A 21,961-nucleotide genomic window follows, 5' to 3' on the forward strand; every position below is an offset into this window, starting at 1 on the left:
CTTTAATCTCTACGCGGCGGTCTTGGGCCCCAATATTGATACAGGTCCGTGCGTAAATAGCCATTATATAGTTTACGTTTCTTTGTTGCTCGTTTTGCGTAAACCTCCTCAAACATTTCATAACTCGTCAACACATAGACAGACCAAGTCGGCATATCTCGATACACCGCACGCATTTCACGATACAATTCTCGAACCGATTCTTCATCCTCCAAACGCTCACCATAAGGCGGATTGGCAACGATAACCCCGTACTCTTTTTCCGTCGTAAAATCAGCTACTTGCATTTGCTTAAATTCAATCACATCTTCAAGCCCCGCCTCAAAAGCGTTCTGCTTCGAAATTTCAATCATGCGATGATCAATATCCGTACCCACTATATCAAGCGGCTGCTCATAATTCGCCGCAGCTTCAGCTTCCAAACGAGCCTCTTTCCAAATATCCGCGGACATCCAATCCCACGTCTCACAAACAAAATCACGACGCAAACCAGGTGCTATATTCCGTCCAATCCAAGCCGCCTCAATCGGAATTGTCCCAGAACCACAAACTGGATCATAAAATGGGCGATCTGGATGCCAACTCGTAAGTAACACAAGCGCCGCAGCCATCGTTTCCTTTAGCGGAGCACCACCTTGACCAACACGATATCCGCGTTTATGTAATCCTGCACCACTCGTATCCAACGTAATCGTAACCTCGTCCTTTAAAATAGACACCTCAAGCTTAAAAAGTGCCCCTGATTCCATCAAGCGTCCCTGTCTACGATACTTCTCACTCAAACGACTCACAATCGCTTTTTTCGTGATGGCTTGACAATTCGGCACACTAAAAAGCGTTGATTTCACTGATTTCCCAGCAACAGGGAAGTTCGCATCAAGAGGCAATAAATCCTCCCAAGGTAACGCCTTTGTCTGTTCAAATAAATCATCAAATGTCGTCGCCTTAAAACGCCCCACGACAATCTTCACACGATCAGCCACACGAAGCCATAAGTTCGCCTTCGCAATTGCCATTTCGTCTCCTTTAAAATAAACTTTTCCGTTATCTACTTCACACTCATAGCCCAGCCTGCGAACCTCTTTTGCCACAATCGCCTCAAGTCCAGCCGCAGCTGTTGCTACTAATTCAAATTCCCTCATAATCGCCATCCTCACCTTATAAAATCTAAAAAAGAGCTGCTCCAAAGGCACACGCTCCTAGTCACACACAGTGTACTAAGTTATGGCATCTCTTAAATCTAAGAAATCAACCATACGTCCGACTTTGAAACAGCCCTCACTTTTTTTAATTCATCCTGATAATAGCGTTTTGTAAGCCATGTTCTGTACTTCTGTGATTACAGGGTCACACAAAAGTGGTAATCATCTATCTGCACATAACGGTGAAGCTATGTACCTCGTCCCTCGTTGTTATTCCTTGGGAAAAGTGCCCCTACCAATATTTGGGTTTCTCGCTCGTGGGGTTTACCTCGTTCCACTTCCACCATTTCTGATGAAACTTCGTCACTGTGGCACTTTCAAGGTTCGAACACCATATCCGAAGACTTAGGTGCGTCACCTGCCGTCAAACCGGTAAACGGAATGCCCTGGCTTATTGTTTGACCAGGCACGATCACTACGGGCAATTTCAGCACCGTGCGAGCATGGACTTTCCTCTGTTTTCATAGGGAAAACAGCAATTACCCAAACGCTATCTCAATCATTCTAACACGTTTATTGATTGTCGTCTAGCTTATTTCCAAAAACATGTTTTTCTAAGTTACTCAAGCGTTTTAGGATATCAAAATTTGTTGTACCAGCAGGTTGTGAATTTTGTTGAAAACTAGGTGCTACTACCGCTTTTGGTGCATCCTCTAATTCCGAACGAAGGCGCAAATTCTCTTGTTGTAGAGCCTCAATTTCTTGTGAAAAAGTACTGTAATCATTAATCACTTTATCTAGAAATTCATCGACATCTTCCGGATTATAGCCACGAAGACCTGTTTTAAATTCTTTTTCTAAAATCTCTTTGCCAGTTAAATTATATTCAAATTGTTCAGAAGCCATTTAACTTCACCTCTATATCTAGTTTCTATATGCTAACGCCACCAAATGCTAAATTCACGTTACATAACTCCATTTTTTCAAAGTTCTGCTCATTTGTCAATTTATAATCCTTCATTTTCAAAAAAAGACACTTAAAAATCAGCATTTAGCGATTCTACAACTTCCTGCAACTCGTAAAAATCAATTAATAAAATCGGATAATCTCCACTCTCAGCATAAGCCTTTGCCTTTTCATAAAAAAACTTAGGCGCACCCTCCCGCTCCGTATCATAAACAAGCAGCGCTCCGTCCGTATGATCCAACACAAACTGATCCTTCAACTGAAACTGACTCGGATTCTCATACTCCCGCTTAGTCACAGCCGCTATGTAATTCGCTGTTCCAACAACCTCATTGTACCATAGTTGATTGCCCTCATTCCAATTACTTTCTTGATTCAAAAACGGCGTCAAAACTGCTAATTTCAAAGCATACTGCTCTTTATTCAACTCAGCAACAACCTCGCCTGCCCAGAGCTCCACGCCCATTTGCCCCGAAATAATCACCCACTCTAAACCATCGTCCATTAATCCCAGCAACCTACGCTTTATCGCCTCTTTAATAAATACCGCTTCCGGCGCATCTCGCTTAAAAATACCCAATTCAAAATTCTTATATCCTGAAACAAAAACCGACTTCATAACGCCTTCTCCAAAACTCGCTTCAACGTATACTCCACCGACTGATAATGATCATTGAAATGTTTGTAAAACGACTTTCCATTAAATGCACTGACTGCAATCATTTGAATATTGTCAGCCACCTGCTCTAATTGCGCCTGCCCAAGATATGTCGGACGCGCCGTATTCACCCACGGAATAACAAGTGCCAACCACTGATCAGATGTTTCCTTCACTGCATCAACAAACGGCTTCATGTCCTTATAAAAATCAAATGTTTGTTGCTCCGCACGATTGGCCAAATAAAGCTCCCAAATAGCCTCATTATGTTCTAACATATTTATTGTTAAATCTTTTATCTCACTCATATAAAACTCATTCCTTCTATATAAAAGTATGAGGATAGCATAACATATTTTATGGCAATAGCCCATTTTTCTAATGAGGGATGTATTAAAAATTACGGTAAAACATCTAAAACAAAAAAAATATTAACCTTTTTCAAAACAAAGGAATCCAATGCGAAGGTACGTTCTGTCTTGCTTTTCGCTATCTCCTCAAATTTTAAGAAAACACTTCTAGGCAGATTTCCCCTATCATTTTCATTTATATTTGTTATAATAGGTTGTAGTCCAAATTAAGAATGGCTAGTTATGCCGTTCTATCGATTCAAAAGAGGTGAAATACGGATGGCCATACGATATCCTAATGGAAAAAAGTATCAGCCGAATACACCTGCTTCCTCCAATGCACAAAAAAAGACGGTCTCTTACGGAAAGCGTGGCATGTCACTTGAACAAGATCTAAACGACACGAATGCTTACTATCTAACTCATGGGCTAGCTGTGATTCATAAGAAACCCACCCCTGTGCAGATTGTTGGTGTTGACTACCCAAAAAGAAGTAGTGCAAAAATCAAGGAAGCCTACTTTAAAACACCATCCACCACGGACTATAATGGTGTTTACCAAGGAAAGTATATCGACTTTGAAGCAAAAGAGACTAAAAATACGAGCTCTTTTCCTCTTAGTAACTTTCATCAGCATCAATTAACTCATATGGAAAGCGTCCTAAAACAAGGCGGTATCGTTTTTGTTATCATTGCTTTTCAAACACTTGGTGAGGTTTACTTTATGCCTTTCGAATGTTTTCAGCCATTTTGGCAACGAATGCTCGATGGTGGAAGAAAATCAGTAACCCATCAAGAATTAAAGCACGTTGCAGACCAAATTCCTTATGGTCTAAATCCGAGGTTAGACTATCTACAGATTATTAAAAAGCATTATTTTTAAAACAGTCGTCCCTCAACATTAAAGGAGAGAAATTTTCTATGGCAGATAAACCGCAGACAAGATCTCAGTACCGCAATAGCCAAATAAAGCAACCTGAGACAAGCAAACCAAAAGGGAAAGGAAAACTTATCACTGGAAATATTTTTAAAGTGATATTCTTTACTGCACTCTTTCTCGCATTTGCAGGCATTGCCGGTGGTGCAAGCGCATTTTATTCGTATGCAAAAGAAGCGCCAAAACTGACAGATTCCAAATTGCGTGACCCTCTTTCATCAAAGATTTTAGATAAGAATGGAGATGTCTACGCAGAAATCGGTAAAGAACGCCGGGAATATATTGAGTATAAAGATATCCCAAAACAGCTAGAAAACGCAGTCTTATCAACGGAGGATTCCCGCTTTTATGAGCATAATGGAATGGACCCAATACGACTTGCAAGTGCAGCAGTAGGTAATATCACTGGTGGCTTTGGTTCCCAAGGTGCTAGTACGTTAACACAGCAAATCATTAAAATGTCCTACCTAGATTACACAAACAAAACACTAGACCGTAAAGCACAAGAAGCGTGGATGGCTATCCAACTTGAACAAAAATATAGCAAACATGAATTGCTAGAAATCTATATCAATAAAGTATATTTATCCGACGGTATCCATGGTATGGAAACAGCCGCCGAGCATTATTATGGTAAAAAACTAAAAGATTTGAATTTAGCACAAACAGCTTTAATCGCTGGTATGCCACAAAGCCCTAACCGTTTTAATCCGTTTGAGAATCCGGATTTAGCGAAAAAGCGCCGCGATATTGTCTTAACATTAATGTATAACAACGATAAAATTTCAAAGTCAGAAATGGAAGCCACTCAGGCAATTCCTATTACAGACGGCTTAGTAGATGAAGCTACGCGTAAACAAAAAACATATGCTTATGATACGTATGTTGATCAAGTTATTGATGAGATTGGTGATAAATACAACCCGTTTACAGACGGCTTAACAATCTACACCGCACTTGATCCAGATGCCCAAAAATATACAGAAAAAATGTTAAACACGAATGAAGTTATTAACTATCCTGATGCGAAATTCCAAGCTGGTGTTGTTGTCATGGATACAGAAACTGGTCGTGTGCAAGCTCTTGGTGGCGGACGTGATACTAGCAAAAAGAAAGTATCGCGCGGACTTAATCGTGCGACCGATATTAAACGTCAACCAGGTTCTACAATGAAACCAATCTTAGGTTACGCACCAGCTATTGAGTACTTAGACTGGTCAACTGCTCATATTTTAGATGATGCCCCGTATCAATATGCCAGTGGACAAGAATTGCGAAACTATGATTCTGGCTACCTTGGAGAAATGTCGATGCGTCGTGCACTCTATTTATCCCGTAACGTCCCTGCCGTGAAAGCCTCAAAAGAAGTTGGCTATGATCGTGCACGTGACTTTGCGAATAACCTTGGTTTAAATTATAAAGAAGTTTACGAATCAACAGTAATCGGTAGTGGTGAAGCTTCCCCTATTCAAATGGCTGGTGCTTATGCAACATTCGGTAATGGTGGTGTCTACAATAAACCACATACTGTTACTAAGATTCTTCTTTCCGATGGCGAAACAGAAGTCAATATGGAACCTGAATCCGTTGTTGCAATGAAAGCTTCAACAGCCTACATGATTAGCGACATGCTAAAAGACGTTCTGACACAAGGTACCGGTACACGGGCAAATGTCCCTGGCTGGAATATTGCCGGTAAAACTGGTACAACAAACTACGATGAAAACATCCGTATCCAAAATGGCATTCCAAGTGACGGTACACCCGATTCATGGTTTGTTGGTTATTCGCCTCGATACACTGTATCGATATGGACCGGCTATGACGAACCAAATAAGAATTACCTATCACCAAGCGAGACACGTATTGCAGCCTATATGTTTAAAGCAACAATGGAGCATCTCGTTTCTGGCGAGAAAAACCCCGATTTCAAAAAACCTAGCAACGTCAATGAGATTCCGGTTATCATTGGTACCAATCCAATTGTACGTGCAGCATCCGGTGCTAGCGGTGGAAACATCTCTTATGAGCTATTCTTAGATGGAACTACCCCATCACGATCAGCTGCTGAGAAGAAAAAAGATACGAAAACAGATGACGAAAAAGCCGCAGAGGAAGCTGCTAAAAAAGCTGCACAAGAAAAAGAAAAGAAAGAAAAAGAGAAGTCTGAATCTGAAAGACTGAAAAAACAACAAGAAGAAGCCGAAAAACAAGCCGCAGAAGCTGAAGCACAGAGAACAGCATTGCAAGCACCTGCTGGTTTAAATGGCTCTTACAACGCAGCTAGCAAAACCATTTCCGCTAGTTGGGCATCCAATGGTCCTGGTGTCACATACGATGTTAGCGTTAATGGTCAAACCCAGAATTATGCTACAACTTCGATTAGTGTAAGTGGTGGCTCACCTGGTTCTAGCGTCGTCATCATGGTTGTTCCAGTAAAAGATGGTAAACGAGGGTCACCAGCAACAACTACAGTTGCTATTCCTGCTGACCCAACACCGCCTGACACATCCACTAATGATGATACTAATGCGAACAATACACCAAACAATGACACAACGACACCACCTCCCGCTAATTAAAATTGGAGGAAAGCCACTTCTGCTTTTGCAGGGTGGCTTTTTGCTATCAAAAAAAACGCATCTCAAGTTGAAATGCGTTCTCTAGATTCCTTTAAGCACTAGCTTCCTTTGTTCTTGTACCAATTCATTTAATTGTTTAAATGCGGGATAACCGTCTGATTTCTCCATAATAAAATGGAGACGTTCCTCTAAATTCATTGGCACAAGTTCCAGTGTTTTCATATGTTTATCAAGCTCATCTAGCTGTACAGGCCTCCTATTGCTCCAAAAAAGCATCGATAGGTAAATACCTAATCCATCACGAATAATCGACGAATCAGGCGTCTCTCTCAATTTAAAGGAGGCATCCAGCTCTTGCACAACATTTCTCCACTGCTTTGCCAATCGTCGACAAGCTTGCTCTGGGTTTGTATGCCACGGCATCTCACCACGGCCTCGTGTATAAAAAAGTTGTTCCTGCCAAAAAGGCAATCCTGTAACAAAAATCGATCCCTCATCTATTTCTTCTGTCGCCACATGAGGTGTTCTAAACAAAGGGTGCACCAATTCTTTCGCATATTGAAAATCAGCCATCAAAACCTCTCGCTTTCGCTTGTTTTTTACCTTCTCGACAAAGGTATAAGAGTGGACATGTAGAACATTCTGGTTTTTTTGCTTTACAGTGGTAGCGCCCGAAGAAAATCAAATCATGGTGTGCGTCCGACCACATTTCTTTTGGTAGCTTTCGCATTAACGTCTTCTCAACTTCGATTACAGAGTCCTTCCAACGACAAATTCCCAAACGTTTAGAAACTCGCTCTACATGCGTATCAACAGCAATTGCCGGAACTCCAAATCCAACAGAAAGCACAACATTCGCAGTCTTTCTACCGACGCCAGGAAGACTTTCCAACTCCGCATGAGTTCGTGGTACTTCACCATCAAATTCCACCATAATTTTATGAGATAGTGCCTGAATATTTTTCGCTTTGTTGCGATACAAGCCTATGGAACGAATATCATTTTCGAGCTCTTCCACCGGCACACTAGTGTAGTCTTTCGGTTCGTGATATTTCTCAAAAAGCGATGCTGTAACACGATTCACTAAAATATCTGTACACTGCGCAGAAAGGACGACGGCAACTAGTAATTCAAATGTATTCTTATGCTCAAGCTCACAGTGGGCGGCAGGAAACATCTCTGCCATTGTCTTGATGCACATCACAGTTTCTTTATTTGTTAACATGTGTTCACCCTTTTCTCTTGTCTAGCCAATCATAAAGTGGAATCGAATTCTCACTTTTCCTCACTCTCGTCACATTGCTTTTATCTGGCGCATTGCTCGCTACTTGTTCATGAAAAGCTGCAGATGCCGCTCGTGCCTGCTCTGGTGTTTTAATATTTTTCCGATTCCAGTTAAGTAAAATTCGATCCATATAGCGAAAACTTAATTTTTGGGAAAGAACAGCTTCTTTTAAAGCCTCACGAATCAACTCTGGGCTATTAAAATCCTGATCAATCCAAGCAGATAACATTTCGGCTTCCATCGGGGATAGCGGTCGTCCGAATTCCTGCTCAAATTGTGAATACAAACTCATTTGTTCTATCTCTTGGAATACGACATTTTGCTCTTGATACATATTCTCGAAAAAAATCATTAACTTCTCCAAAAGCGGATCTAACGTATAGCTTTCTGTAAAAACCTGTTCCCCTTCGTTCACTTGCTTAATCGATATAAAGCGCTTATTCACTAATGCTTGAATAATGCGAAAAGCCTTTTCTGTACTAAGCGTTGTTCGTTCAGCAATTTCTTCCATCGATGGAAAATAGATTCCTTTTTCAAGAAACGAATGTAATTGTATAATAATGACAAATTCTTGCTCATCCATTCCAATTTTGGCGTAATTCTCCACTAATACTTGTGATAGCGTCACATTACCCGCGTTTAACCATTTTTGCATTATTTTATTGTCCATCATGAAACACCTCATTAAAATTATACCACGAAAAACAATAGAAACGTGATGAAAAAACTTTTTTGGGTGATTTTTTGTTTTTTAGTCTACAGAGAAATAATTTTCAAGTATTTTTGGGAGAAAAACAGCCAGTAACCGCACAAAATAATCTTGTACTGTTACTGGCTGTTTGCATTTTTTACTGATTGAGAGATTTTTTATCCAAGATGCTCGATATTTTTACATGCCTATCCATTATGGGTACAATCTGTTCAGCAGTCTTGGGAATGGTATCGTTTCACGTACATGCTCGGTTCCTGAAATCCAAGCAACCGTTCTTTCCAAACCTAAACCAAAACCAGAGTGTGGCACCGAACCGTAACGAGCTAAATCTAAATACCAACTATAAGCTTCTAAATCTAAGTCAAATTCTTTCATACGTGCCTCTAAAATCGCTAACTCGTGAATACGCTCTGATCCACCGATAATTTCGCCGTATCCTTCAGGTGCGATCAAATCGGCACATAGCACGACCTCACTATTGTTCGGATCTTCTGGCATATAAAATGGCTTGATAGCTTTCGGATAATGTGTAATGAAAACCGGCTTTTCAAAATTATCCGCAATAGCCGTCTCGTGTGGTGCCCCAAAATCGTCGCCCCATTCGATATCTTCAAAGCCCAATTTCTTAAGTAGTGTAATTGCCTCTGTATACGTAATACGTGGGAACGGCGCAACCATTTTTTCTAAATGAGAAATATCTCGGCCTAAGCGGTCTAATTCTAGACGGCAATTCTTAAGCACTGCTGAAACAAGAAATGCTACATAATCTTCTTGCACTTTCAAACTATCCTCTAATTTGTAAAAAGCCATTTCAGGTTCAATCATCCAGAATTCAATTAAATGACGGCGTGTTTTTGATTTCTCAGCACGGAAAGTTGGCCCAAATGAAAATACTTTTCCAAATGCCATCGCTGCGGCTTCCATGTATAATTGACCACTTTGAGATAAGAAGGCATCCTCTTCGAAATATTTCGTATGGAATAACTCAGTTGTTCCTTCTGGTGCACTTCCTGTCAAAATTGGTGGATCAATTTTTAAGAACCCTTCCTTGTTAAAAAATTCGTATGTCGCGCGAATAATCTCGTTACGAATTTTCATAATCGCATGCTGACGGTTAGAACGCAACCATAAGTGACGATGGTCCATCAAAAATTCTGTACCATGTTCTTTTGGTGTAATTGGGTAATCCACAGACTCACTAATTACTTCAATCCCCGTTACCGCCATTTCATAACCAAATGGAGAGCGCGCATCTTCGTGAATCGTCCCAGTTATATAAAGACTCGTTTCCTGCGACATCCCTTTAGCTGTATGAAAAAGCTCTTCACCGACCTCTTCTTTCACAACAACACCTTGCATAAATCCAGTTCCATCACGTAATTGCAGGAAAGCAATTTTACCACTAGAACGCTTGTTGCTGAGCCAGCCTCCAATTTTCACTTCTTTATTCACATAATTTCCAGCTTGATTAATCGTAATTTGCATGTTTACACTCCCTAATTTTTCATAAAATCTTTCATTCGATCAAGCGCTTGTTCAAATAGTGCTGGGTCTGTCGCATAAGAAATCCGAACGTAATCTGGCATACCGAAGCCTGATCCTGGCACAACCGCGACAAACGCATCATCTAACAAACTTTTTGCAAACGCATCAACATCGGCAAAACCTTTCATACGCGTCGCCTCTGCTACATCAATAAAGAAGTAAAAAGCCCCGCTCGGTTTTTTCGGTTTAAATCCAGGAATTGACTCTAATACTGGATAAAAGCGCTCCATTCGCTCTTCAAAAGCTTGGTACATACTTTCAGGTACCGTTTGATTGCCATTATAAGCTTCAGCCGCACCATACTGAGCATTCGCTGTTGGATTACTCGTCATATGATCTGCAAGTTTTCCCATACTCGCAATGATTGGCTCAGCAGCAGCGGCATAACCAATACGCCAGCCAGTCATCGCATAAGCCTTCGACACGCCATTAATCACGATAGTCAATTGATACAGCGCGTCGCTTAATGAAGCAATCGACACTAAATCTTTCTTATCTCCATAATATAACTTCTCATAAATCTCGTCAGAAACAACATAGATACCATGTTCCTCCGCCACTTTTCCAATCGCGATAAGTTCCGCTTTCGAATATGTCATGCCTGTTGGATTATTAGGCGAATTAAGCACAATAGCTCTCGTTTTTGGCGTTACAGCCTTTTCAAAATCTTCTGCGGATATCTTGAAATCCGCATCAAAACCTGTCTCTACAAAAATTGGCACACCGCCAGCAAGCTTGATTTGTTCTGGATAAGTTACCCAGTAAGGTACAGGCACGATAACCTCATCCCCAGGATTCAGAATGGCTTGAAAAGCGCAATAAAGCACATGCTTTGCACCAGTTCCAACAAAGATTTGGTTCGGCTTGTATGCTAGTCCCTGATCTTGTTGTAACTTTCCAATAATAGCCTGCTTTAATTCTGGTATTCCCGATGTTGCAGTGTATTTCGTAAACCCTTTGTTCATCGAATCTACAGCAGCATCAATGATGTTTTGTGGTGTATTGAAGTCTGGCTCCCCAGCTCCAAGACCAATTACATCAATACCAGCCTGCTTCATTTCTCTTGCTTTTGCTGTAATCGCAAGTGTTGGCGACGCAGCAATTTCTTGGACACGTTTCGATAGCGGTAGGTCCATGCACGTTCCCTCCTAAGTTCTACAAAGTTTTATAAATTCTCAATTGCTCGGTACCAATCTCCGGTTTCAAAATCTACATCAAAATAATTCAAATTATTATCTTTATCTAAATAGGAAATCTCCCAAATTGGTACCCCTTTATCCATACCAAGTGTCACATTTAAAATCTTAACGGGATTCTTCTCCTGCTTCACCTTAGCAATTGCCTCATCTTTAGAAATACCATCTTTTGCATATTTGACAACCACTGTTCCCTTCTTACTTTTTGGAACCCAAACAATAATATTTTTATTTTTACTGTTCTTCCCAGTCAGCACATAGTACACACCATTAGCACCATTATACAAATAAAAATCCTCTTGTTCTTTCAAATCAACTTTGCCTTCAATTCGTGCAAGTGCTTCCTTCTCATCTGCGCGAACTGGTTTTTGCGCGCTGTAGAAAAAGATGAAAAATCCTGCTATCACCACAACAATTGCAGCAATACTAATCCAAATCCACTTCCAGTAACTTTTTTGATTACTTTTTCGCAACATATCTACTCTCATTTCTATTAGCTTTACGCTGTTGTCGCCTATTTCTAGCCTAGATTCATTATAGCAATACCTTCACGATATTTGAAGCGAAAAAACAGTTATTCAAAAAATTTCTTCACTTCCTCCAATAATTCTAATTCCTTCCCTTTTATAATTGGGACCTCTGGAATCGAATGCAAAAACGTTTTTCCAAAAGTAGTCGTATCTACTCTGTTATCAAAAACAAAAACAATTCCACGATCTGTCTCTCTGCGAATCAATCTTCCGAATCCTTGCTTGAAACGTAGCACAGCCTCTGGTAAAGAGTATGTCTGGAATGCATTTAAACCCATTTTTTTGCGCAAAGCAATCTGAGCTTTCGTATAAGAATCTTCAAGTGGCGCGAATGGCAAGCGAACAATAACTAGACACGATAAATCGTCTCCTGGAATGTCCACTCCCTCCCAGAAACTCATCGTTCCTAGTAAAATAGCCTTATCAAAAGCGAGGAATTGTTTTGTTAAGCGGGCAGGGCTTCCAGACGATACACCTTGAGCTAAAATACGGTATTCTGCAATAGACGCATCCTGACTCATTTTCCGATATGTTTTTTGAAGCATCTCGTGAGCCGTAAAGAGCACTAACATACGGCCCGATGTTTCTCTCGCAATCGCGCTAAGATACAAAGCTAGCCTACTTGTATATTCCTCCACAGGTGTTCCTTTTACAGGTAACATGTCAGAAGGAATAAGTATCCGCGCATTTTCCTTATAGCAAAATGGTGATTTTATTTGCTCCGTAACAATGTCCTCATCAAGCCCCAGTTCCTTTCTAATATAAGTGAAGGAATCATCTACCGTCAATGTAGCAGATGTCAAAACAACCGATTTTTTAGCATCAAAAAAGTCCTTCTGTAGCGTATGATTCACCTGCACAATATTAGCTCTAAGTCGCACACTGCTCAGCGCTTTATTCCGGTCAGCCTCAATATAAAGCATCATCGCCTCTTCCTTTTCATAAAGCATGCGAGATAATTGATTTTCAGCACGTTTCCAGTCTAACACAAACGAATAAACCTCTTCTATGAACACGGACTCTCCTTCACTAAATTTGTCCGCCTCGCGTTTCCCATAAGCCAAAACATCATCAAGTGTCAAGCTAACTTCTTTCATAAGCAGGTATACTTTCTCGCCAGCAAAAAATAATGCAGTATCCAATTTTTCATCGATTACATTCTCGACCAATAGTAACTCCGTCGTATTTTTGTTCGCCTTTAATAACTTCTGCGCTAACAATAAAAATAGTTCCTCTAATGCTTCTTCCAATTTTAATATCGCAATCTCAATATCAAAAAGTTGGTGTTTTTCGGGAAACATCATTTCTAAGCGTTTTAACATGGCTTCTTTCCCAAGCGTACCTAAACGATTCATGAAAAACTTCATTCGGCGATAAGAAAAAACGAAACTCTGTTGTGCCCTCGCTGCATCCGTGAAATGATGTGCCTCATCAATGATTGCATACTCATAATCTGGTAGCCATTTCCCACCACCAAAATGATCCTGCAAAAGTAACGCATGATTCACGATAATTAAGTCCGCTGCTTTTGCTTGTTTCTGATTGAATAAGTAAAAATCATATGGCAACCAAGGATCTTTTTGCGGGGATAAAAACCAACCCGTATGCTTCATTCGATTCCAAAAAAGTTGTCCACCACTAGATAAATTCACCTCGCCAATATCCCCTGTTGTTGTCTCTGTCAGCCAAACAAGCAACTGCATCTTCGTTAACACAACGTCATACGTCTTATCCATCTCAGATAGTAACTGTTCAAATTTAAATAGATTGATATAGTGATCTCTTCCTTTTAAAACGACAGCCTTTACATCAAAATGAGTCAATGCAGTAAGTAGCGGGATGTCCTTATGAAAAATTTGAGACTGTAAAAGATTCGTATATGTACTAATCACGATCGGAATTTGATGCTCCTTCGCAAAATAAATTGCTGGTAAAGAATATCCTAGCGTTTTTCCAATCCCCGTTCCTGCTTCAATAAGCACGTTAGCTTCATTTTTCCAAGATGCCATAATTGTATCCATCATCAAAAATTGGCCTGTTCGAGGTGTTAATGTTTCATTTACCGCTTGAAAAAGTGCTATTTTCTCCTCCTCTGAATTAGGATAGCACACATTATCCGCTCGACTATATTGCACTTCTTGTATGCTTTTTTGCCGAATCACAATCCCTCTATATTCTGTCCATTTTGTATCTAGCGCCGCCAATTCACGCTCTTTTCGCATCTCTATTTCAAAGAGTAGTTCCGCAAGATAACCAGTCAAATGCTGCGATAACGTTGTCAACTTACGAATAGTCGCTAACGGTAATGTCTCTAACTTCTCTAAAAACAGTAATAAGAGCTCCGCCGTAACACGCGCATCACTATCAGCTCGGTGTGGGGCATCGTGGCCAAATCCGAATTCATCAGCTAAGTCTTGAAGTTTAAAGCTATCAACAGTTGGATACATAATTCGCGCCAATTCCACTGTGTCTAAAAGCTTCATTTTTAATGGCGCTTCACCAGCTTCACGCATCTCCTTTTGAAGAAATGTCCAATCAAAATTCACATTGTGGGCAACAAAAATGCCACCATCAATCAATGCATGAATAATGGAAGACACATCTTCAAAAAGAGGCGCGTCTTTCACATCTTTATCTGATATACCTGTCAGTTCTTTAATAAAAGGAGGAATCCGCTTTTCTGGATTTAAAAACGTGGAAAACTGGTCTATAATTTCGCCTTTCTCAACAATACAAGCCGAAAATTGAATAATCTTATCTGCCTTATTCGCCTGATTCCCAGTAGTCTCCAAATCTACAACAATGTATCTTTTATTTTTCATGCTTATCCCCCCACTTCCTGACTAGGCAACCAGTATCACCGTATCACAATACCGTCTGTGCTTTTTCCTCTGGTAATGTCTTTACAATCTCGTTATCATCATTTAAAACTACAATCTTAGGTTGATGACTCGCTACTTCTTCTTCTGAAAAAATACCATACGCCATAATAATAACTGTATCCCCCACTTGAGTCATCCTAGCAGCTGCACCATTCAAACAAATAATACCACTATTTCGTTCACCTGGTATAATATATGTCTCCAAACGTGCACCATTATTATTGTTTACAATCTGCACCTTCTCATTCGGCAACATATCGACAGCCTCCAGAATGGCCTCATCAATCGTGATACTTCCAACGTAGTTCAAGTTGGCTTCCGTCACTGTGGCTCGGTGAATCTTACCATACATCATCGACCGCATCATGTCAGACACCTCCTATTATTTCATTATCAATAAGTCTAGCTTTGGAATATTGAACACAAACGGCTATCACAATTGGCTTTTCCCAATCTTCAATAGCTTCAAACGATGGATACTGGTACATATCCAAATAAACAATCTTTTTATGCGACCCATTCCGATTAATAATAGTTCTGATATTTGCCAAAATACTAGCCTGATCACGCAATTCTACAACCTCATTTCGAGCCTTTAAAAGCGCTTCATGAATAGTCGCTGCCTCTTTACGTTCTTGCTCCGTCAAATAAACATTCCGCGAACTTTTAGCCAGTCCATCTTCTTCTCTAACAGTTGGAATAACTCGAATAACTAGTGGAAAAAAATAATCGGCCACAAAATCTTGAACAACAGCAACTTGTTGCGCATCCTTCTGCCCAAAATAAGCACTATCCGGTTGCACAAGGTGAAAAAATTTCGCTAAAACCGTTAAAACACCGTCAAAATGTCCTTCACGAAGCGCGCCATCTAATACAGAAACCCTCCTCTTCGCGCGAATTGCCGTCGTTAAACTGTCAGGATACATCATCTCTACAGATGGCAAAAATAAAATATCAATATCATTTTCCTCTGCAAGACTTTTATCTCGCAACTCATCACGCGGATAACTTCCAAAATCTTCCGTTGGTCCAAATTGCGTTGGATTGACAAAAATACTCATGACAACCACATCATTTTCCTCATTAGCAGCTTTAGCAAGAGCTAAATGTCCTTCATGCAAATAGCCCATTGTTGGTACAAAGCCAATCGTTTGGCCATTCTTTTTGTGTGAAGCAATTGCCAATTTTAATGTTTCTATGTCGCGTATGATTTTCATCTCATTCGCCTCCATATAAGCCTTGTAATGTCTCTTCGCTCATCGTGAATGTATGTTCCAATGCAGGAAAAATGCCAGATTTAACGTCACGAACGTAGCTTGAAAGTGCATCATGAATGACACTGTCCACATCACCATAGGTCTTTACAAATTTAGCCACTCGATTTGTACCATATTGAATAATGTCATGATAGACAAGTACTTGACCGTCCACATCTGCGCCTGCACCAATACCAATCGTTGGAATTGAAATGGTCTTGGCTACTTCTTTTACCAGTTGTCTTGGAATGGCTTCTAGCACAAGCGCGATAGCTCCAGCATCCTCGGCCTCTTTCGCCTGCCTTAACAAGTCTTGTGCAGCTTCTTTTGATTTCGCTTGTACTTTATAACTTCCCGTCAATCCAACTGTTTGTGGTGTCAAACCTAGATGAGCAACAACAGCAACTCCTCCCGCACTCAGATGCGATATTTTCGTGAATACATTGCCTGCGCCTTCTAATTTAAGCGCATTGGCTCCCGTTTCTTGAATGATTTGGCGAGCATTCCTAATCGTTTCTTCTACCGAACCGTGGTAACTCAAGAAAGGCATATCCGTAACAATAAATGTATTTGGTGCACCACGCCGAACAGCTTTCGTGTGATGAATCATGTCAGCAACCGTTACAGGAATAGTAGAATCGTACCCCAAAACAACCATCCCTAGAGAGTCTCCCACAAGAATCATATCAACCTTTGCTCTTTCAGCATTCTTGGCAGAAGGATAATCGTAAGCTGTGACCATCGTTATCTTTTCTTGTTCTTTTTTCATCTGCACAAAATCAACAGGTTTTTTCATTTCAATCTACTCCTTTTGTCTCTGTCCATAATGGATCAAAGCAAAATATTTTTAATCAAAGAAAACATGTACCATTCTTATTCAGATACAGCCAATAGTTGCTTTCCTCCTTGCTATAGTATCATATTTCAGGCTGTTTCGAAAGTTCTTAAGCTGGCTACTATAAAGAAAAGAGCGTATATCACAACACGCCGTGACATACGCTTCTCGCTCTCTATTCGTATTTTTCAAACCACGATTTCAAAGCTGCCTTGTCGTCATTGCCATCGTAACGTGCAATTTCCTTGCCATTTTCTAGGTAGAAAATAACCGGAACTGTTTTCACTTTCATATCTTGTAAAAATACTTTTGTCTTATCCTCTTCTTTTTCTCGCGCAGCATCTGTATCAAAGTAAGCTAAACGCATATCCTTATCCTTCAAAACGCTATCTAAAGTAGGTTGAAAAGCTTGACAGTCTGGGCAAGTTGGTCTGCCAATATAAACAAAACCACTCTCTTTATTGTCCAGTTTTGCTTGAAATTCGGCTAATGTTATCTTATCCAATTGTTTGCTGTCCTCTGTATTTTTACTACCACACGCCGCTAGCAATAAAAAAATACCTACCATGCTTATTAATAATAATTTCTTCATTATTGCTTAAATCTCCTCTTCTTAGATTGGTAAAATTAAATGAATATCTAATGGTTCTAATTCAAATAAATACATATCTGGTGGATTTGCTAATTCTGCACCTAAACGTAAGTAAAAATCTACAGTATTCCGAACAGGTGTTGCAGAAATATATAACTCTTTTGCACCAAGTTCTTTAGCCTCTTGCGAAATAATATCGATAAGCCTTCTACCAAGCCCCTGTCCCCGGTAATCATGACTAACATATAACATATCAAGTTTCATTGTTTTACTATCAATTAAGTAACTTTCTAAAGATACTAATCCTACTAGCACATTTTTCTCGTAAGCTCCAATAATGATGCCATCCCGGTCAAAAAGGGATTGTAATCGTTGTTCATAGATAGTCAATTCACTTTCTAACCAACCACTAATATCGTAATACTCCTTCACTAATTGTAGCGTTTGATTCTTCATGTAGTACACTTCTTCTACTAGTTCTTTGCGATCAATCATCCTTAACTGAGATAATTCCTCACGAACCAACCATTTAAACTCCATTCGCCAGCTCTCCTTTTACGCTATTTTTTCTTAGTATAACTGACTACTTGTCAAAAGAAAAAATGCTAAAAAAGGAATTTAACTCAATTCTTGTTAGCAATCGGTTGGTTCTATCACCTGCGTCTCATTTTTTTGAGGCCTTCCATGTTTTTTGACGCTCCATTACCAATTAAAAAAAGAATTTACTATCCTAGCGAAATATCTGCGGAATAAATTGCATGCTCTTCTCCTACAGCGTCTTGAACAATCAGCACACCAGCATCTGATATCCCTTTGACAGTCCCCCGAATCTCACCTTTTAATGTCTTCGCTACAATTTTTTCACTAAAAGGAATGGCTCGTACTTCCCATAATAACTTGATTGGCGCAAAACCTTGATCCAAGAACAGCTTGTAGTATTTCTCTAGTTGAGCAACGATTTCGCCATAAAGCGCTCCCCTAGAAACTGGATGCCCAACTAGAATAGCTAGCGAAGTTGCTTTATCGCGTAATTCTTCGGGGAAAAATGCTTGATTAACATTAATTCCTGTCCCGATGATAATCGCGTTTACTTGCTCTGCTTCTGCTTGCATTTCTGTTAAAACGCCACATACTTTACGCTTATTAATATAAATATCATTTGGCCATTTAATCTGTGGTTCTAATCCTGTTGTATTCTCAATCGCCTCTGCAACAGCTAGCGATGCAATAAACGTGAACTGAGGGACTTGTTGCATTGGGATTTCAGGCTTTAGAATCGTACTCATCCAAATTCCGGTTCCTTTTTGTGAATTCCAAGGTCTTGCTAGACGGCCCTTACCAGCAGTTTGTTGATCCGCAATAACAACAGTCCCGTCCACTGCACCTTCACCAACTAGTTGATGGGCGATGATTTGTGTAGATGTCACTTCTGGATAAAAGGCCACTTGCTGACCAATAAATTCAGTTTTAGCGCGAAAATAAAGCATATCCTCCGTAAAAATTTCTGCAGCGGGTTTAATAGCATAACCACTTCCGCGCTTTGCCTCAATATCAAAGCCAGCTTTTTTTAATTCTTCTATCTGCTTCCATACAGCTGTTCGGCTACAATTCAGTGCATTTGCAATCTCTTGCCCTGAAACTAGCCCGCCGTCAGCTAATCGAAATACATCTAATAATTTACGCCGATTCGTTGATAACATGCTCCACCCATCCTTTAATATCAGCTTGTGTGTTTTTGACTTTCAATTCAATGACCGCTTGATCCAGTTTCGCTAATAACTCTTTTAGCCACGGACCTCCTTTTTTTCCGGTCCATTTCATCACATCATCACCACTCGCATTAATTTCGCTACGTGATTGCACGGGAAGCGATTCAAACCGCAACTTTAAAGCACCCCAATCTGTCTCACTCGCCCGAACAAATCGTGCTTTTTCAATCAATTCCACCGTATGCATTCCGGTAGCAAATAATTCATAATCACTCCACTCTTGCTTATCGGCTAAATCGTAAGCCTTTGCTACTGCTCGAATTAATTTAGTTGGCAATTTCCAGGCGCGCAAAAAAGAAGGGACATTATCTGGTTTAACAGCTAGTGTGACGGCAAGCCACATTGTCTCATCATCGCGAATAGCAGCTAAATTCCAAGCGCCCAAACTACGAATCGCCTCGCCATGATTGTTAAAACCGGGCAAATAAGGCAACATATCGAGATTGGTGATTAATGGTAATGCAACTTTAACCGCCTCACCTCGCATCAATTTTACAAACTCAACAGCAATTCTTTCTATCGCTATGTTTTTTAAAAGGGCTATATTTTGTTGCATTGCCTCATATGTACGCCTTTCCAGCGAGAAACCTAACTGGCTCACAAAACGAACACCGCGCATCATTCGCAGTGCATCCTCATGAAACCGTTCCCAAGGCTCACCAACTGCTCGAATTTGTTTATTCATCATATCTTTTTGACCATCAAATGGATCGATGAAACGACCGTCAAGCCCCATCGCAATAGCATTCATTGTAAAATCACGACGCTCTAAATCTTTCTCCAATGAGCGAATAAAAACCACCTCATCTGGGCGCCTGAAATCGGCATACGTCCCCTCTGTCCGAAATGTCGTAATTTCATATATTTCACCCGCTTCTAACACAGAAACCGTTCCATGCTCAATCCCCGTATCAAAAGTCCGCATGAAAACTCGCTTCACTTCTTCTGGAAAAGCGCTCGTCGCGATATCAATATCTGCTACATCTCGTTCTAGTAACGTATCGCGTACAGAGCCACCGACAAAATAAGCCTCAAAACCAGCCTGCTCTAGTTTCGCTAAAACAGGCACAGCCTTCTTAAAAATTTCTTTCATTCGTAAACTCCTATTCCTCGTTGCGTCTTAAATCGCGCCAATCCATAAACCCTTCCTGCAAACCGCGCAATAAAACTTCCGCTGTTCCGATATTGGTCGCAAGTGGAATCTCATAAACATCACATAATCGAATAAGCGCTGTCACATCAGGTTCATGCGGTTGCGCTGCGAGTGGATCGCGTAAGAAAATCACCAAATCCATCTTGTTCTCTGAAATTCTAGAACCAATTTGTTGATCGCCACCAAGAGGTCCTGACTGAAAGCGGTGTACCGAAAGCCCAGTTGCCTCCATAATCCGCAAGCCAGTCGTTCCAGTCGCGAATAAAGTATGCGGCTCTAAGATGATTTTGTAAGCAAGTGTTAGCTCTATCATCAATTCTTTTTTACGATCGTGTGCGATTAAGGCAATGTTCATGTGTTAACCACTCCTCATCAAATTAAATTTTCTAAACCATAAACTAGCGTATCCAGCTCAGCCGTTTTACGAATCGAAAAAGCAACGCCTGACATGAAAGAAATCCGGTCGTAGGAATCGTGGCGAATCGTGAGACCTTGGCCTTCTGCGCCGAACTGCACTTGCTGATGTGCAATCAAGCCTGGTAAACGCACGCTATGAATACGCATTCCTTCATAATCCGCGCCACGAGCTCCCTGCATTATCTCCTCTTCTCCCGCAGCACCTTGTTGCTTCGACTCACGAACTTCCGCTATCATCTCCGCCGTTTTAACAGCCGTACCACTTGGCGCATCTAATTTGTTATCGTGATGAAGCTCCAATATTTCTACATCTGGGAAATACTTCGCTGCTTTTTGTGCAAACTGCATCATAAGAACTGCTCCAACTGCAAAATTTGGCGCAATAATCGCACCAATTTTTTTCGAGGCGGCGAGCTCTGTTAATTCTGTAATTTGTTCAGGCGTAAAACCAGTCGTACCAACGACGGGACTCACACCATGCGTTAATACTAATTTCGTATTAGAATAACCAACTTTTGGTGTCGTAAAATCAACCACTGCATCTAATTTCACACTCGTCAGCAGCTTTTCCAAGTCACTAAATACCGGTACATCTAGATTTGAAAACCCAGCAATCTCATTAATATTTTTCTCTTGTGGCGCATGGTCGAGTACTGCCACAAGTTCCAAATCAGCTTCACGAAGGACCGTTTTCACAACTTCATGTCCCATTCTACCTTTAAAACCTAATACTGCTACTCTCATTTATTTGTCCTCCTTCTTGGTCCATCTATCGGCGTCACGTTCCTTGAACTTCTTCATAACCGTATCGTGAGCCTCTTCTAAGCTAATATTTAGCGAATTTGCCATACAAATGAGAACAAATAAGACATCTCCGAGTTCAGCAGCAACCGTATTCTCAGGTTCGCTAGCTTTCTTCGGTTTTTCACCGTAATAATGATTAATCTCACGCGCAAGTTCCCCTGTTTCCTCTGTCACACGCGCCATCATCGCTAAAGGAGAGAAATATCCTTCTTCAAATTGACCAATAAACGCGTCTACCTCATCTTGCAATTGTTGCATCGTTTTTGCCATGCTTTGTTTCGCTCCTTTTGTGGTAAACTAACGTAAGGCTTTATTTATCCACTTTACGTCTGCTATAATCATTATAGCTA

General features: G+C 40.5%; 23 protein-coding genes and 1 other RNA gene. 2 read left to right on the plus strand and 22 right to left on the minus strand.

Features of this window, described 5'->3' with window-relative positions; all coding sequences use genetic code 11:
* Positions 1 to 2 precede the first annotated feature (2 nt).
* The 5 genes from R8925_RS00350 to R8925_RS00370 all read right to left on the minus strand — a co-directional run bounded on the left by R8925_RS00350 (position 3) and on the right by R8925_RS00370 (position 3,075).
* Complete coding sequence (locus tag R8925_RS00350) at positions 3 to 1,142, minus strand: THUMP domain-containing class I SAM-dependent RNA methyltransferase (protein WP_430533956.1); 1,140 nt, start codon at positions 1,140 to 1,142, stop codon at positions 3 to 5.
* A 167-nt stretch (positions 1,143 to 1,309) separates the two neighbouring features.
* Positions 1,310 to 1,693, minus strand: an RNA gene (gene rnpB, locus R8925_RS00355) — RNase P RNA component class B.
* Positions 1,694 to 1,715: 22 nt separating this feature from the next.
* Entirely contained in the window at positions 1,716 to 2,048 is a 333-nt protein-coding gene (gpsB, locus tag R8925_RS00360) for a cell division regulator GpsB (protein ID WP_036069801.1), read from the minus strand.
* A gap of 131 nt (positions 2,049 to 2,179) precedes the next feature.
* Positions 2,180 to 2,728, minus strand: a complete 549-nt coding sequence (locus tag R8925_RS00365) for an SLOG family protein (protein WP_430533957.1) — start codon at positions 2,726 to 2,728, stop codon at positions 2,180 to 2,182.
* Positions 2,725 to 3,075, minus strand: a complete 351-nt coding sequence (locus R8925_RS00370) for a YppE family protein (RefSeq protein ID WP_430533958.1) — start codon at positions 3,073 to 3,075, stop codon at positions 2,725 to 2,727. The genes R8925_RS00365 and R8925_RS00370 overlap by 4 nt, the downstream gene beginning before the upstream one ends.
* Before the next feature lie 321 nt (positions 3,076 to 3,396).
* On the opposite strand from R8925_RS00370, the gene recU reads away from it, so the two are divergent.
* Positions 3,397 to 3,999, plus strand: coding sequence for a Holliday junction resolvase RecU (gene recU / locus R8925_RS00375; RefSeq protein ID WP_430533959.1), 603 nt, complete (start codon positions 3,397 to 3,399; stop codon positions 3,997 to 3,999).
* A 38-nt stretch (positions 4,000 to 4,037) separates the two neighbouring features.
* Positions 4,038 to 6,635, plus strand: a complete 2,598-nt coding sequence (locus R8925_RS00380) for a transglycosylase domain-containing protein (RefSeq protein WP_430533960.1) — start codon at positions 4,038 to 4,040, stop codon at positions 6,633 to 6,635.
* A gap of 81 nt (positions 6,636 to 6,716) precedes the next feature.
* Here the strand turns inward: R8925_RS00380 and R8925_RS00385 are convergent, their stop codons facing one another.
* The 17 genes from R8925_RS00385 to R8925_RS00465 form a co-directional block, all read right to left on the minus strand.
* Positions 6,717 to 7,208 (minus strand): YpoC family protein, encoded by a 492-nt coding sequence (locus tag R8925_RS00385; RefSeq protein ID WP_430533961.1) that lies wholly within the window; start codon positions 7,206 to 7,208, stop codon positions 6,717 to 6,719.
* On the minus strand, positions 7,201 to 7,860 hold the full coding sequence (gene nth, locus R8925_RS00390; RefSeq protein ID WP_430533962.1) for an endonuclease III: 660 nt from the start codon (positions 7,858 to 7,860) through the stop codon (positions 7,201 to 7,203). The genes R8925_RS00385 and nth overlap by 8 nt, the downstream gene beginning before the upstream one ends.
* A 4-nt stretch (positions 7,861 to 7,864) precedes the next feature.
* On the minus strand, positions 7,865 to 8,590 hold the full coding sequence (locus R8925_RS00395; protein WP_430534137.1) for a DnaD domain protein: 726 nt from the start codon (positions 8,588 to 8,590) through the stop codon (positions 7,865 to 7,867).
* Positions 8,591 to 8,824: 234 nt separating this feature from the next.
* Complete coding sequence (gene asnS, locus R8925_RS00400) at positions 8,825 to 10,117, minus strand: asparagine--tRNA ligase (protein WP_430533963.1); 1,293 nt, start codon at positions 10,115 to 10,117, stop codon at positions 8,825 to 8,827.
* Between the two features lie 11 nt (positions 10,118 to 10,128).
* The gene (locus R8925_RS00405; protein WP_430533964.1) at positions 10,129 to 11,313 is read right to left on the minus strand and encodes a pyridoxal phosphate-dependent aminotransferase; all 1,185 of its coding nucleotides are present in this window, start codon (positions 11,311 to 11,313) and stop codon (positions 10,129 to 10,131) included.
* A gap of 29 nt (positions 11,314 to 11,342) precedes the next feature.
* On the minus strand, positions 11,343 to 11,861 hold the full coding sequence (locus R8925_RS00410) for a cell wall elongation regulator TseB-like domain-containing protein (RefSeq protein ID WP_430539386.1): 519 nt from the start codon (positions 11,859 to 11,861) through the stop codon (positions 11,343 to 11,345).
* Between the two features lie 86 nt (positions 11,862 to 11,947).
* Positions 11,948 to 14,725, minus strand: a complete 2,778-nt coding sequence (gene dinG, locus R8925_RS00415) for an ATP-dependent DNA helicase DinG (RefSeq protein ID WP_430533966.1) — start codon at positions 14,723 to 14,725, stop codon at positions 11,948 to 11,950.
* Between the two features lie 43 nt (positions 14,726 to 14,768).
* Entirely contained in the window at positions 14,769 to 15,152 is a 384-nt protein-coding gene (gene panD, locus R8925_RS00420) for an aspartate 1-decarboxylase (protein WP_430533967.1), read from the minus strand.
* 1 nt (position 15,153) lies between these two features.
* Complete coding sequence (gene panC / locus R8925_RS00425) at positions 15,154 to 16,002, minus strand: pantoate--beta-alanine ligase (protein ID WP_430533968.1); 849 nt, start codon at positions 16,000 to 16,002, stop codon at positions 15,154 to 15,156.
* Position 16,003: 1 nt separating this feature from the next.
* Entirely contained in the window at positions 16,004 to 16,837 is an 834-nt protein-coding gene (gene panB, locus R8925_RS00430; RefSeq protein ID WP_430533969.1) for a 3-methyl-2-oxobutanoate hydroxymethyltransferase, read from the minus strand.
* Positions 16,838 to 17,051: 214 nt separating this feature from the next.
* Positions 17,052 to 17,468, minus strand: a complete 417-nt coding sequence (locus tag R8925_RS00435; protein WP_430533970.1) for a thioredoxin family protein — start codon at positions 17,466 to 17,468, stop codon at positions 17,052 to 17,054.
* A gap of 21 nt (positions 17,469 to 17,489) precedes the next feature.
* Positions 17,490 to 18,008, minus strand: coding sequence for a GNAT family N-acetyltransferase (locus tag R8925_RS00440; protein WP_430533971.1), 519 nt, complete (start codon positions 18,006 to 18,008; stop codon positions 17,490 to 17,492).
* Positions 18,009 to 18,193: 185 nt separating this feature from the next.
* Positions 18,194 to 19,168, minus strand: a complete 975-nt coding sequence (locus tag R8925_RS00445) for a biotin--[acetyl-CoA-carboxylase] ligase (protein ID WP_430533972.1) — start codon at positions 19,166 to 19,168, stop codon at positions 18,194 to 18,196.
* Positions 19,146 to 20,330 (minus strand): CCA tRNA nucleotidyltransferase, encoded by a 1,185-nt coding sequence (locus R8925_RS00450; RefSeq protein WP_430533973.1) that lies wholly within the window; start codon positions 20,328 to 20,330, stop codon positions 19,146 to 19,148. The genes R8925_RS00445 and R8925_RS00450 overlap by 23 nt, the downstream gene beginning before the upstream one ends.
* 10 nt (positions 20,331 to 20,340) lie before the next feature.
* Positions 20,341 to 20,745, minus strand: a complete 405-nt coding sequence (gene mgsA / locus R8925_RS00455) for a methylglyoxal synthase (protein ID WP_430533974.1) — start codon at positions 20,743 to 20,745, stop codon at positions 20,341 to 20,343.
* Positions 20,746 to 20,762: 17 nt separating this feature from the next.
* On the minus strand, positions 20,763 to 21,551 hold the full coding sequence (dapB, locus tag R8925_RS00460; RefSeq protein WP_430533975.1) for a 4-hydroxy-tetrahydrodipicolinate reductase: 789 nt from the start codon (positions 21,549 to 21,551) through the stop codon (positions 20,763 to 20,765).
* Positions 21,552 to 21,881 carry a nucleotide pyrophosphohydrolase gene (locus R8925_RS00465; protein ID WP_430533976.1) on the minus strand — a complete coding sequence of 110 codons (330 nt, stop codon included), beginning with the start codon at positions 21,879 to 21,881 and terminating at the stop codon, positions 21,552 to 21,554. It lies immediately after the preceding gene.
* Positions 21,882 to 21,961 lie beyond the last annotated feature (80 nt).

This window comes from Listeria rocourtiae subsp. hofi, assembly GCF_963575615.1.
GTDB classification, from domain to species: Bacteria; Bacillota; Bacilli; order Lactobacillales; family Listeriaceae; genus Listeria_A; species Listeria_A hofi.